The following is a 13,239-nucleotide window of genomic DNA, read 5'->3' as shown; positions in this document are numbered from 1 at the left end:
TTACTTCCAGTCAAGTCTTTTTCAGTACTTTAAGTGGGTCATTAAAAGCGCGAAAAAAAACAGAATTCTCCCCACCATTAGTTATTTATATGAGTGGAGGTATGATTACAGGGAGCATGTTAGGCGCACTCCTAGCAAATTTATTTGATACTACTTTTGTAAATATGACTTATATTATCATTGCCTCACTTGCATTAATATTAATGTTCATTAAAGTCGAATCTCGTTCAGGCGAACCTTCTTTTAATAAACCTTTACTAGTTATTATAGGTCTTTTCGTTGGTATTATTTCGGGTATAGTAGGCGCAGGTGGTGCCTTTATTATCATTCCTATATTATTAGTTTTATTCAAATTACCAATGAATACGGTGGTTGCTAATAGTATAGTAATTGCTTTTATATCTTCAATTGGCGCCTTTATCATTAAACTTATACAAGGTTACATTCCTTTAGAAGATGCGTTATTTTTAATAATAGGGAGTATTATTTTCGCTCCGTTAGGTTTAAAATTAGGTAAAAAAGTCCCTAGTTTTTTACAAAAGTGGATCATCAGTATTTTAATTATTATTGCAATTATTCAAATTGTTTTATAAATAAGAAAGAGAAGTACAACTAATATTAGTTGTACTTCTCTTTCTTATTTATAAAGTTAAAACATTCTCATATAGCAAGTAAAATAACAGTTGCGATAATTTCAACAACTTAATTTGTATGATTAGGGTGTGCCCAAAAGCTACATCTATTTTATATTGAATATCTTTTTTTCTAATTCACGTAAAAATGGAGTGAGATTTTTTCTTTTTCTCTAATAATATCTTTTTTTTGCTTATTATAATATTTGACGCTAATTGCAAGATCATTTTCTGTTACAACGTGATAAATTACAACAACAGAATCTTCACCGATGGCTTTTTCTAAATAGTCAGGGATAGCACTAAAATCATTTTCGAAATCATAGGATAATAATATATTTTTGAACATTTATACCAGTCTCCTATTAATTATTATTTAGATGCCCATTACTTATGTATATATCCTGAATATATATATGCTTATTTCCATATTCAAATTATTCAAATATATTCCTTGAATTAATATATTTCAGATTCACTATTGAATAATCTTTTTATTGTGCTATGATTCTAAACATCTGTTTTTTTATAGTTAGGAGTTATTAACGTGATGAGTAAGAAAAACAAAGTTTCCAATGTTTTTATATATTCCGCCAGTATCATTGGAATACTTGTATTGTTAGGTACAATCTTTCCTAAACAATTTGGAGAAATTACCAATGCTATATCAGCTTGGGTGACAAATACATTTGGTTGGTATTATATGTTGCTATATGCGGTCATCATAGCTTTTTCTATTTTCTTAATATTTAGCCCAATAGGAAAATTAAAGTTAGGAAAACCAGAAGATGAACCAGAATTTAGAACAATTTCTTGGTTAACAATGTTATTTAGTGCCGGTATGGGTATTGGTTTAGTATTTTATGGTTCCTCTGAGCCAATATCACATTACCTCTCTCCACCAAATGCAAAACCAGAAACACAAGAAGCTATGGCAGAAGCTTTTAAATCTACATTTATGGACTATGGTTTTCATACATGGTCAATATATGGCATTGTAGCATTGGTTCTTGCATATTCCCAATTTAGAAAAGGAGAAAACGGACTAATTTCAAGAACTCTAAGACCTTTATTAGGGAATAAAGTAGAAGGACCCTTAGGAGTTGTTGTCGATGTATTAGCTGTATTTGCTACTGTTATTGGAGTAGCAGTGTCATTAGGAATAGGTGCAATACAATTAAATGGTGGTTTAAATTATTTATTTGGAGTTCCTAATAATATAATTGTACAAGGTATAATTATCGTTGTTATAACAGTATTATTTTTGTTTAGTGCTTGGACAGGTTTAAGCAAAGGTATACAATACTTAAGTAATCTAAATATAGTTTTTGCAGCTATTTTATTAATTGTTATTCTTATTGTTGGGCCTACAATCCTCATTTTAAATATTATGACCAGTTCAACAGGAGATTATTTAAATAATTTAATTATTAATAGCTTGGATGTTGCTCCATTAAATCAACAAAAATCTATGTGGTTAGATTCTTGGATGCTCTATTATTTAGGATGGTGGATGAGTTGGAGTCCATTTGTAGGTGTATTCATTGCTAGAATATCAAAAGGACGTAGTATTAGAGAATTTTTAATTGCGGTTTTAAGTGTACCTATTACAGTTAGTATTATTTGGTTTAGTGCTTTTGGTACAACAGGTATTGAAATAGGAAAAGTAAATAGTAGTATATTTAAAATGCCACCCGAAACTCAATTGTTCGGTATTTTTAACGAATTGCCGTTTGGTTTCATTTTATCTATTATTGCTTTGGCTTTAATAGCTTCTTTCTTTATTACTTCTGCCGATTCTGCTACTTTTGTTTTGGGTATGCAAACTTCATTTGGCAATTTAAATCCTTCAGGTTTTGTGAAAATTATATGGGGCGTAGCTTTATCTACTATTTCTTATATATTATTATTAGCAGGTGGAAATACTAGTTTAGAGGCACTCCAATCGGCAGCCATTATATCTGCGTTTCCATTTAGTATCGTTATTATATTAATGATGGTGTCATTTTATAAAGAAGCAAATCGGGAAAGAAAATACTTAGGTTTAACATTACAGCCAGATAAAAAACATTTTGAAGATATTATTGATAAGTAAAAGAGAGAAATTTATAATTTTCGTTTTTGACACAAAACCTCTTAACTATAAATTAAGAGGTTTTTCTTATATATTTAAGTCTATAAACTTGTGTTATAATCAATGAATCATAAATATCAAAAATCATGAGTTTTTAGACGATGAGAGAGGCGCTTATTTGCATCGAGAATTAGATTTCATTAATAAGCACCCATAAAACGATTAAAAGAGGTGGTATTCAAATGGCTAAAATTGGTTATGCACATGTATCAACACAAGATCAAAGTCTTGATGGACAAACTGATACACTTGAGGAATATGGTTGTGAACGTATCTTTAGTGAGAAAGCGAGTGGTCGCAAAACGAAAATAATGGACCTTGATAATTGTTTGGATTAGTTACGTGAAGGCGATATTCTAGTTATCTATAAATTAGATCGTCTTGGCCGTACAACGAAACAATTAATTGAGTTATCTCAGTGGTTGGATGAAAACAGTATTGATTTACACATTATAGATATGAATGTATCGACCAAAGATGCGATGGGCAAGAAGGCGAAAAGGCGGACGGCCATCATTGCCGGACCATAAGAAAAGAGAATTCAAAGAAATTCAAGAGACTGGAGCAACATTAATGGCGATTTCTCCAGAAACACCAGATGCTTCGTTATCGACTAAAGAAAAGAATGAACTTGAATTTATAGTACTAAGTGATGAAAAAAACAATGTAGCTAAACAATTCAATTTAGTTTTCTCTATGCTAGATTATTTAATTGAAGTTTACCAACAATCTGCGCTAGATGTCGCAGGCCATAATGGGAATGAAGATTGGGAACTACCAAAAACAGCTACATTTGTTATTGATACTTCCGGAAAAATTGTTTTTGCAGAAGTGAATTCTGATTACACGCAACGAACAGAACCTTCAAAAGTTATTGAAATCGCTTCTAAATATTGAAGTTTAATATAATTCAATATTTTATCATTTTGAATATTATATAAAACAAGCTATTTTAACTAAATAAAAAATAAGAAAGGCTCTACAATTCGATGTTTTTTAGAGCCTTTCTTATTTATATTATTAGTTAGTTCATATGCTTTAATAGCAAAAAAATATCAAATAACTTTTTTGTTTTACCTATACCATATAATGCGTCATCACTAGAGTTATTTTAAATAACTGACTAATCGTTTATAACTTATTTGCTGTTGCATTAACTTATGTCATTATATTACTATTTACAGGATAGCTAATAGGTGCAATAATTCAAAATACCCTCGTCAGTAACTATAATTTTATTTTGTATTAGAATTTTAACAAATACCTAATCATTAAAAAGAAAGGATTAAGTATATGTGGAGAAATTATAAAAACAGCTCAATTGTTTTAAAAATGACTATTGCTTTTATAGCAGGGTTAATTGTTGCTTTAATATTAGGTGAAAATGCTAAATTCTTAGAACCATTAGGCCAAATACTTATTAGATTATTAAATTTAATTGCTATACCTATTATCTTCTTAACTATAGTGTTGTCTTTAAGTCGTATTAATTTAGCTAATTTAGGAAGAATGGGTGGAAAATTATTTTTATATTATAGTATAACAACAGGCTTATCTGTATTTATTGGGGTAATAATTGCCTTAACCATAAATCCTGGCGAAAATTTGACATTACCAAAAAACTCAATTGATAAACCTAGTATACCTAGCTTTTCAGATATATTATATAAAATAATACCTGATAATTTCATTAAAGCATTTTCTTCTGGTGAATTATTGTCCATATTGTTTATAGCTATACTTTTAGGTATTTCGATGTCGATTTTATTATCTTCATCTGATAAAAGCACACAACAAAAAACAGAATCGCTTCAATCACTTTTTGAAACTTTGAATAAACTTTTTAATATTATATTAAATGGTATATTGCTATATGCACCAATTGGTGTATTTGGTATTAGTGCCTCAACATTTGGTTCTCAAGGATTAAACTCTTTTAAATCTTTATTGTCATTTACACTCACTTTTTATATAGGAATTCTTATTTTATGGTTACTAGTTTATTTTAGTTTTTTAAAATTAGCTAATAAACCTGTTTGGAAATTTTTAAAAGATACTAAAGAAGCTTATTTAACTGCTTTTTTCACTTCAAGTAGTATTGCTTCTTTGCCTATTTCAATTAAGTCTGCAAAAAGGGCTAATATTTCAAATGAGGTTGTTAATTTTTCAATCCCTTTGGGTACTATATTTAATTCTGATGGCGGCGCTCTTAGAATGGGGGTATCAATTGTATTTGCAACTAACGTTACAGGAATAAATTTATCTTTAGAAAATTTATTTATGATTGTAATCATAGGAACGATCTTATCTATCGGTACTTCTGGTATTCCAGCTGGTGGTCTTATTACTCTTTCTGCTGTTCTTAGTTTATTCGGTTTACCATTAGAAATTGTAGCTTTAATAGCTGGTGTTGATGCAATAATAGGAATGGGTGGTACTGCCTCTAATGTATTAGGTGATATAATTGGATCTGCTGTTATAGATAAAAAAAACAAAGCCCATAACTAATTTTATAGTTATAGCCTTTGTTTTTTTATTTATTCTACAGTCTTTCCACCATCAAATAGAAGATTAATTCCTGTAATAAAAGAAGTTTATTCATTAAGTACTCCCATAAGCCCTAATGGAATTCCTGATTCAAAATTTTTTACTTGTTCAATTGATTGTTGGCTCAAATTTTCCACCGTCACTGTTTTGTCATACCAAGACACATTGAGTTAATATGTATATTTTTTACCAAATTCTAAAGCAGCACTTTTAGTTAAGCCCTTAACCTCGTGTTTAACGGAAATATATGGTGTTAAACCAGTTGTGCCAACTAAACGCTCTGTAGATGATGTACTAACAATTGTGCCTCTTAAAGTAACATCAATTGCACGTTGCCAAAACTCTGTGTCAGTTTCTGTTAATCGAACTATTTGTACTCTTATTCTTGCGTTATTATGAACCCAATATAATTGACCAATCGATTAACAGTTTGATTAATTAGATTTTTAACATCTTTTTCTTCTGCAAATTATATTTAATAAAATGAGCTTCTTCGCCTTGTACTTAAATGATCCTCACAGTTTCGTATCCTGCATCTTCAGAAATATATGAAATAACAACTTTTATTCCTTCTTTTGCAAAAGACAGCGCACAAGATCCGCCAAACTCGTTATCTCCTCTTGTGACAATAGCATTTTATTATCTAGTCTAGTTATTTAAATTATCTTGAAACAGATTCATTTTATAAAGATGATTATGTCGTTGGGTTTACAATGTATGGTTGCTTAAAGAGACGTGGATTGATCGAATTCTTATTGATGAACAACATCAACGTAAAGGATTTGGTCGAGAAGCTATGAAGCTATTAATAAATTTAGTTTTAAATAAATATAATATAAACATAATTTATTTAAGTATTGTTAAGGAGAATGATATTGCACGGACATTATATGAAGAGTTAGGGTTTCATTATACATTTATAGATGATTTAAATGGGGATTTAATATTCAGATATAAGCAACACCAAGGATTTTAATATTGAAAAAGAACTTTTCACCCTAACTCACATAAATAAGATAAATGAAAAACATTAGATTAATAATTCAATCCCTCAAAATCTACATCCAAAGATTTGAGAAATTGAATTACTGAAGACGTTTTTCAACTTTATATATATGTTTATATCAATTTTTTAGTATACTTATAATCTAACCATAAAAGCACTTCGCAACGATAAATGTTACAGTTGATAAACAAATAGATACAATAATGACAACTATTAATGGTTTGAAAGCACGATCTTTTAAGTCTTTAAAGGAAACATTTAATCCTAATGCAACCATTGCCATCAATAAGCATATAGTCGTGACATTATCGATAATTTGCATAACCATGTGTGGCAAGGGCACATAAGTATGGAATAGTGCCATCATGACAAAACCAAGTAAAAAGTAAGGTACATCAATATGTTTTTTTTCGGTCTCGCTATGCGATTTTATTCTCATAATTAGAATTAAAATAATACTCAGAGGTATTAATAAAAACACACGTCCCAGTTTTCCTAACAGTCCAATACTCAAAGCTTCTTGGCCTGAAAAATCCGAAGCAAGAATTACATGTGCAATTTCATGTAAACTTGTGCCTGACCAGACCCCAAATACTTCAGGAGATATTGTAAAAACAGAATATATCACAGTATATGCAAGTGAAAATATAGTGCCAATAAGTGCGACAATCCCGATACTAATCGCAGAATCTTTTTCTCGGGATTTTAATATTGGAGATATTGCTGCAATAGCCGCCGCGCCACATACCCCAGTGCCAATACCTAATAATAGCGTGAGGTGTTTATCCCCTTTAATGTATTTATTTAGTAACAACATTAATCCGATACTAAAAAGGATGACTCCAATATCGATTAATAACAAACCGCTACCTTTTCCAATCACATCATAAATATTTAACTTTAATCCATATAATATAATAGCTAATTTCAGTAACCGTTTAGATGAAAATTCGATGCCTGAACGATATGCTTCAGGGTAACCCTTAAAATGTCTATATAGAATCGCAATCAGTATAGCAATTGTTAAAGCGCCTATCTTATCTAAAAATGGTAGTTTTGAGCCTAATAAACTTATAACTGCGATGATAAATGTGAATAATAAACCATAAATAAATGCTTTACTTTTTAAGGACTTCACTTTTTAACTCCTCCTTTTATCAAAAGCTTAGCACTGCAAAGTTATAATGTGAAATAAATATTAAGTATATTACTCATAACGATTTTGTTATAATAGAGTGACTCAAATGTCAGGAGGCCTAGTTAATGGATTCATTAAAAGTTCTAACTGAAGTAGTTAAAACGCAAAGCTTTACTAAGGCTGCAGAAAATTTATATACTTCACAGCCATCAATAAGTCGTGATATTAAACGATTAGAACTGGAATACGATATAAAAATTTTCGAATTTAGACATTCTAAAATGTCTTTAACGAGTGATGGGGAGAAACTATTTCAATATGCTTTACAGCGTGAACATTTAGAACAAACCTTAAGACACGATTTGAAAATGCAGCCTGATACAATTTCGGGAGATTTAACGGTAGGGAGTAGTTACACGTATGGCGAATATCGATTGTCACAACATCTTACTGATTTAGCAAAAAAATATCCTGAATTATATATTCATGTGCATTTAAATAATTCTGACACAGTATTACAACATATTAAGAATAACATTATCGATTTAGGTATAATCGAAAAAGAGGTTCAAAGCAATATCATATACAGTAGACGTATTGCTCAAGATGAAATAGTATTAATTCGTAAAAAATCATCATATCCAAATAAAGCAATATGCTTTATCAGAGAACGTGGATCAGGTACAAGAGTCTATCAAGAAAATGCGTTATCACAAATGACTTCATCCTCTTATTTAGTAGAAATTAATAACACAAATCTAATTAAAAATATGGTCCATGCTGGTAACGGCTTTTCTATTATTTCTAAATCCACATTAACACCTTATGATTTAGAAAAACTAGAAGTAACAAACTTAGACATCACACGCTATTTCTATTTAGTCATGCATAAAGATAAGTATATTGATACGAAACTTAATGAAGTCATCAAAAATTTGGTTTCATAAATTTTGTTTTTTGTATTATTTATTCTAAATTTAATGGACGTTCCAATGACAATCTGTTTTATAAATGGCTAAATTTCTTTTTAGAGCGCATCCAAGAAAATATAAGCATCTAACTACATTTTTAAAATCTAATACTCAAAAAATAAATATAAAGTATAAACTCTCAATATATAACATTCATAATTTATCCTTTAAATTCTTGACAATTACGTCGAAAATATTAAAACGATACCTTGTAACTAATATCGTACATATGACTTTGCATTCCTCTACACTATGATGTTATAATACAATTAACGAATAGAAAGTCCATAGATATACACCGAGCCCCAACCTATTGCCGTAGGTTGGGGCTCTTTATGTGATATGGATAGTCGCCTATTTATTGTGCTGATTTAGCCAATAGGTAAACCAAGCTACAATACATCCAGTTATCACAGGTGCAATAACCGTTACGAATAAAAAGTCCACAGATGCTCACCTCCTTCCATAGTAATTTCGCCTATGGAAGTTAAGGCGACTCCATTATTATACCATCTGTATCTTTTGAAGCATATGTACTTCCGATAAGTTGAATTATGTCATTCAAATCTTAAATGGGTGTATTTACTTAGATTGAAATAATACAATTTCTACTTTTCTTTCTGTGTATACATTATACATATGGAAGTTATACATGTGGAAGTTATATATGTATAATGTATACACATATATCATATTTGGTATTCGTATAATATCATGCTAGTATAATAAATATATATAAAAGGACAACATGCGCTAACATGTTGCCCCAATGAGACTGTTAAAAAGACAAAAATAACCTTTTCGAACCTGTCAAAGTTGGAAGGTTATTTTTTGGTTATTGCTAATTAATACTGAACCAATAATTGTGAGAACAACTAAACATGCTATTCGTTTATCGAATCTCCCTATTAAGTAGAACTTAGTAGGGAGATTTCGTTGTAATTTTAAATCAATTTACTTCAGGTCTTAAATTTGTCTTTTCAGGGGATTTTAGAACCCTCTCTATATCAATTTGCTTAATTCTGTTGATAATTTGTTTTTTGTCTTTATATCCATAATTTTCAACTCTATCTAATGTTAATTGCGTTAAAAATTTCACTGGATTTTCAGGATAGTAACTATCACCTAAATATCTTTTAATTTCTTTCTCTGTATAATGAATGAAATTTTCCTTAGCAACGACTCCCGTTAATGAATAAAATAAGAATTGTCTAGCTTTATTAAATTCATACCATTTCACAAAAAACTCTCTAGTAAATTGAATTGCTTTTTTTATTCCTATATCTTTATGAGTTTTATCCTCTAAATAATAAAACATATATTCGTAGCAATATTTGGGAATCAATATGACGCTTTGTCTTTCTGAAAAATAATAATCTTTAGATAATTCTTCAGAGTCATGAATATTAGTATTTTGCAGAATATATGACCCAACTGATTGAGAATTAATGTTGTTCAGTGTGCGTAATGAACTTGAAGAAAGTAAATCAATATTTATATTCAAGTAATCACATAATTTTATAATATTACTAATACTAGGATCAATTTCACCTTTTTCCCATTTTCTATACTCTGCACTTGAAATACCCAAATCCTTTTCAATATCTTCAAATCTTATATCAAACTTTTCTCGATAATAATTTAACAAATTAAAATATTTTGTATCTTCTTCATCATAATCAAAGTAGTCATCTTCAAAAAGTTGTCTAATTTCGCCTAATGAGAATTCTATATTTTGTATTAGTATATTCATATTAATAGGTTCACGTTTATCATTAAATTTAGTATATCCAGCAGAACCTGTCTCTAAGTTTATAGGAAATTGTAAATCATTTTCATGATTATATGAACTAAATAACTCCAAGTTATCTAAGAGGCCCTTAGCTCTCCTAATAATAATACTGCTACTTTCTTTACTAACATCTCGATATAGATAGTCATAATACTCTCTCATTATCAACTCATATTGGGGAATGGCTACCCAATCATCATGTTTTACTAAATCAAATTTATGGATTATATCAGACAAATTTTTAAACGTTTTAGGCATCCACTCTGAATAGCCATGAAAATATTCTTCAATATTATTATCAATCAAAGTAATCTCTTCTGTGTTATAAGATTTCCACTGTTTTGTTAAAAATTGGTATATTGTCATATTAAAATATTTTGCAATATCATCTACGATACGATAAGTAAATGCTTTCTGCTTAGATTCTAAAAGTGTTATCTCCTTTTTAGAATAATTGGAAAATCCACTAAGTTCATTCAATTCTTTAGCCAATGCTTGTTTAGTTAAATTCTTATTTTTTCTTTCTAGATAAAGCTTTTGGGATAATTTCATATAACCCCTCCTTTATAAAAATCATACACTACTTTTTCATAAAAATAAAATATTATAATTTTTAAATTTAAAAGCGTACAGTTACAATACGGTTTATTGCTCGCTTAAAATTAAGGGGAAGTATGTGTCTGTGGTTAATCAAAAAACCTCCACAAGTTAAATACAGGTTTTGTGGAGGTTACTCTTATTTTGAAATATCAAATTAATTTTTATGAAATTTTTGTATAGCATCTCTAATCTCTTCTTTTAATTGCTCATCTCTTTTATATCCATTGAAATTAATATATTCAGCGTCATCATTTACATACTGTAAAAAACGTTTAAACGTATCCAAGTATTTGGCAACTTCAGAATATTCCTCTTCTATATTTTCATAGTCTTCTTTCAACACTTCATCTTTGTTATGATCTACTTTAAATTGCATTTTAAGAGCTTCATTTTCTTTTTCAAGCTCATTAATTCGTTCATCTACTGGATAAACAGCTGTCGGCTTAATACGATTTCCTAATGCCACAAGCCTCGTATAAGCTGTTGGATTTAAGTTTCTATCTTCTGCTAATACTTTCACTTTTTCATATTCTTCTTCAGTTAAATTAATATTAATTGTTTTAGCTTTTTTATGATTCTTGCTCACCATTCACGCCACTCCTAAAATTAGTAATTACTTAGTAAGAATCACATTTTTATACTAAGTATTTGATTAGTAAATACTCTATCATAAATAACTAAGCAATTACTAATACCTTATATAAGAAAATCATTGATTATAAACAATGATTTAAGGACTCCTTTCGGGAGTCTATGAGGAGTCCTTAGACTCCCCATTCTTCTATCCCTTGTGGCGCAAGAAATAGAAGAATCATTGATTTTACATCGAAATGCCATGTAATATTACGCTCAAGTCAGGTTTTATAAATATATAAGATTGTTAAAATTACTGCTATGAAAGTATTTATAACAAATGAAACATTCATTTTGAACCCCAGCTATGCTGGGTGCCATCGTGATGGCATTGTTCACCCTTATCCTGTTGTCTGGGACTCCTTTTCGAGACTCCTCTAGTTGAATTCTTAGCCACATAAATGCATTTTCAATGTTCTAAAAGTTTAAATAACTCCCCTTCTTAAAACGTATATTAGGCTTCGTTTTTTATCATTACAAATACTACTAATAAACTTCCAATAAAAAATGACCTATTGCATTAATTTATAATACATGTAGATCATTTTTCACTCACAATATTATTTTTTAAAATTCATGTTATTTTTATATATTGTTAAGTTAGAAATATTCTGATTTAATTAAGACTTTGATGAATTCAAAAAAGAAGGTAAGTAAATTGAAATTTTAAGCTTTATAGGCTTTACCATTTTTCTTTGGGCAAGAAATGTAGACGCATCAGGCGCCATACAAATGACTGAATTGAAATGGGTTAATATTGCTGTTATAGGAATTACATATTTAATTTCTTTAATCATACAGCTAATATGGCTAATCATTAATTTAGTCTTTTCGAGAAAACAAAAAGTACAAGTACTGAATTAAGTAGACGGCTTGAAAGAACCTAAACAGTCCGTATTGAAATAAAAGATACCCATTTTATCTGGGGTATCTTTTTGTTTTTATATAGATTTATTTGGATTTTAAAGGGATATTTAGAGCCAAAACAAGAGGGCTTTCTATCATTCAACATATATCGAACGAGATTTTTGGGGAATAGATTTTTATAAATTCAATTATGTTTCAAATCATTTTAAAAAGATTGTTATTTCTATATAGTATCAAGACAAGAAGAAACTCGTTCACATTCGTTTTAAAATCAAAGAAATCATAATTCTTAATATCCCATTTCTCAAATCTATATAACTACTAAGGATGTGTACAAAATGCTTGAAAGCAAAAGATTAATTATGACTAAACCACAATTATCTTACTCAGAAGAATTATATGAAATCCACTCTAATAAAATAGCAACTCAATATACTCCAAAGCGAAGACATAAAACGATAAACGATACTAAAAATATGTTGAACAAATGGATAACCCATTGGGATGACCATAATTACGGATATTTTGTGATTATTAAAAAAGAAAACAAGACAGTTATAGGTAGTGGTGGCGCAGAAAAAATGGAATTTGCCAACAAAGAATACTTTAATTTATATTATCGCTTGGACCCTAAAGAAACTGGCAATGGATATGCAACTGAAGCTATCAAAACAATAATGAATTGGCTAAAAACTAAAATAGATAATAATTTAGATTTCGTAATAAGAACTGACGTAAATAACATATCTTCTGTAAAATTAGCCGAAAAATTAGGTTTAAAAAAAGATTCTAATTTTGATAATTATGTAGACCAAGGAGATATTTTTTTCTTTAAATAATATAAGCAAATTTCAAAAACGCTTTATTCCAATTGCTTTATTGACGTTGAGCCTCGGAACCCTTAACAATCCCAAAACTT

At 29.3% G+C, this 13,239-nt stretch carries 12 protein-coding genes and 2 pseudogenes; 9 read left to right on the top strand and 5 right to left on the bottom strand.

Going from position 1 to position 13,239, the window contains the following annotated elements; translation table 11 throughout:
- A partial coding sequence (locus L987_RS11945; RefSeq protein WP_047504950.1) for a sulfite exporter TauE/SafE family protein occupies positions 1-593 on the top strand: 593 nt, incomplete at its 5' end.
- A gap of 129 nt (positions 594-722) precedes the next feature.
- Here L987_RS11945 and L987_RS11940 read toward each other — a convergent pair.
- Positions 723-981 (bottom strand): annotated as a pseudogene (locus L987_RS11940) (universal stress protein); the annotation flags it as partial.
- Positions 982-1,182: 201 nt separating this feature from the next.
- On the opposite strand from L987_RS11940, the gene L987_RS11935 reads away from it, so the two are divergent.
- The 5 genes and pseudogenes from L987_RS11935 (at position 1,183) to L987_RS11915 (ending at position 6,289) form a co-directional block, all read left to right on the top strand.
- Entirely contained in the window at positions 1,183-2,727 is a 1,545-nt protein-coding gene (locus L987_RS11935) for a BCCT family transporter (RefSeq protein WP_197050277.1), read from the top strand.
- 221 nt (positions 2,728-2,948) lie between these two features.
- A pseudogene (locus L987_RS13965) lies at positions 2,949-3,312 on the top strand (recombinase family protein); the annotation flags it as partial.
- A gap of 27 nt (positions 3,313-3,339) precedes the next feature.
- On the top strand, positions 3,340-3,663 hold the full coding sequence (locus L987_RS13960) for a redoxin domain-containing protein (protein ID WP_231558603.1): 324 nt from the start codon (positions 3,340-3,342) through the stop codon (positions 3,661-3,663).
- Positions 3,664-4,059: 396 nt separating this feature from the next.
- Entirely contained in the window at positions 4,060-5,274 is a 1,215-nt protein-coding gene (locus tag L987_RS11920) for a dicarboxylate/amino acid:cation symporter (protein WP_047504944.1), read from the top strand.
- Between the two features lie 760 nt (positions 5,275-6,034).
- Positions 6,035-6,289: a GNAT family N-acetyltransferase gene (locus L987_RS11915; protein WP_052191005.1), complete on the top strand. Its 255-nt coding sequence runs from the start codon at positions 6,035-6,037 to the stop codon at positions 6,287-6,289.
- A gap of 172 nt (positions 6,290-6,461) precedes the next feature.
- On the opposite strand, the gene L987_RS11910 is transcribed toward L987_RS11915, so the two are convergent.
- Positions 6,462-7,457, bottom strand: coding sequence for a YeiH family protein (locus L987_RS11910; protein WP_002484378.1), 996 nt, complete (start codon positions 7,455-7,457; stop codon positions 6,462-6,464).
- A gap of 125 nt (positions 7,458-7,582) precedes the next feature.
- On the opposite strand from L987_RS11910, the gene L987_RS11905 reads away from it, so the two are divergent.
- The gene (locus L987_RS11905) at positions 7,583-8,404 is read left to right on the top strand and encodes a LysR family transcriptional regulator (RefSeq protein WP_002484379.1); all 822 of its coding nucleotides are present in this window, start codon (positions 7,583-7,585) and stop codon (positions 8,402-8,404) included.
- A gap of 378 nt (positions 8,405-8,782) precedes the next feature.
- Here L987_RS11905 and L987_RS13795 read toward each other — a convergent pair whose 3' ends face one another.
- The 3 genes from L987_RS13795 to L987_RS11895 form a co-directional block, all read right to left on the bottom strand.
- The gene (locus tag L987_RS13795) at positions 8,783-8,875 is read right to left on the bottom strand and encodes a type I toxin-antitoxin system Fst family toxin (RefSeq protein WP_021459888.1); all 93 of its coding nucleotides are present in this window, start codon (positions 8,873-8,875) and stop codon (positions 8,783-8,785) included.
- Positions 8,876-9,377: 502 nt separating this feature from the next.
- The gene (locus L987_RS11900; RefSeq protein ID WP_047504938.1) at positions 9,378-10,772 is read right to left on the bottom strand and encodes a helix-turn-helix transcriptional regulator; all 1,395 of its coding nucleotides are present in this window, start codon (positions 10,770-10,772) and stop codon (positions 9,378-9,380) included.
- A gap of 202 nt (positions 10,773-10,974) precedes the next feature.
- Positions 10,975-11,409 carry a plasmid mobilization protein gene (locus L987_RS11895; protein ID WP_047504935.1) on the bottom strand — a complete coding sequence of 145 codons (435 nt, stop codon included), beginning with the start codon at positions 11,407-11,409 and terminating at the stop codon, positions 10,975-10,977.
- A 701-nt stretch (positions 11,410-12,110) separates the two neighbouring features.
- Here L987_RS11895 and L987_RS13585 point away from each other — a divergent pair.
- Both L987_RS13585 and L987_RS11890 read left to right on the top strand, forming a co-directional pair.
- The gene (locus L987_RS13585; RefSeq protein WP_080588844.1) at positions 12,111-12,317 is read left to right on the top strand and encodes a DUF3923 family protein; all 207 of its coding nucleotides are present in this window, start codon (positions 12,111-12,113) and stop codon (positions 12,315-12,317) included.
- Positions 12,318-12,682: 365 nt separating this feature from the next.
- Positions 12,683-13,159 carry a GNAT family N-acetyltransferase gene (locus L987_RS11890; RefSeq protein ID WP_231558601.1) on the top strand — a complete coding sequence of 159 codons (477 nt, stop codon included), beginning with the start codon at positions 12,683-12,685 and terminating at the stop codon, positions 13,157-13,159.
- Positions 13,160-13,239 lie beyond the last annotated feature (80 nt).

The organism is Staphylococcus sp. ZWU0021 (genome assembly GCF_000798895.1).
Classification (GTDB): domain Bacteria; phylum Bacillota; class Bacilli; order Staphylococcales; family Staphylococcaceae; genus Staphylococcus; species Staphylococcus saprophyticus.
The sequence above is the reverse complement of the archived record's forward strand: the minus strand, read 5'-3'. Positions and strand labels throughout refer to the sequence as shown.

Coding starts and splice junctions, on each gene's coding strand:
- L987_RS11905 (WP_002484379.1), top strand. CDS start 7,583: ATGGATTCATTAAAAGTTCTAACTGAAGTAGTTAAAACGCAAAGCTTT.
- L987_RS13960 (WP_231558603.1), top strand. CDS start 3,340: ATGGCGATTTCTCCAGAAACACCAGATGCTTCGTTATCGACTAAAGAA.
- L987_RS11935 (WP_197050277.1), top strand. CDS start 1,183: ATGAGTAAGAAAAACAAAGTTTCCAATGTTTTTATATATTCCGCCAGT.
- L987_RS11895 (WP_047504935.1), bottom strand. CDS start 11,409: ATGGTGAGCAAGAATCATAAAAAAGCTAAAACAATTAATATTAATTTA.
- L987_RS11920 (WP_047504944.1), top strand. CDS start 4,060: ATGTGGAGAAATTATAAAAACAGCTCAATTGTTTTAAAAATGACTATT.
- L987_RS11900 (WP_047504938.1), bottom strand. CDS start 10,772: ATGAAATTATCCCAAAAGCTTTATCTAGAAAGAAAAAATAAGAATTTA.
- L987_RS11890 (WP_231558601.1), top strand. CDS start 12,683: ATGACTAAACCACAATTATCTTACTCAGAAGAATTATATGAAATCCAC.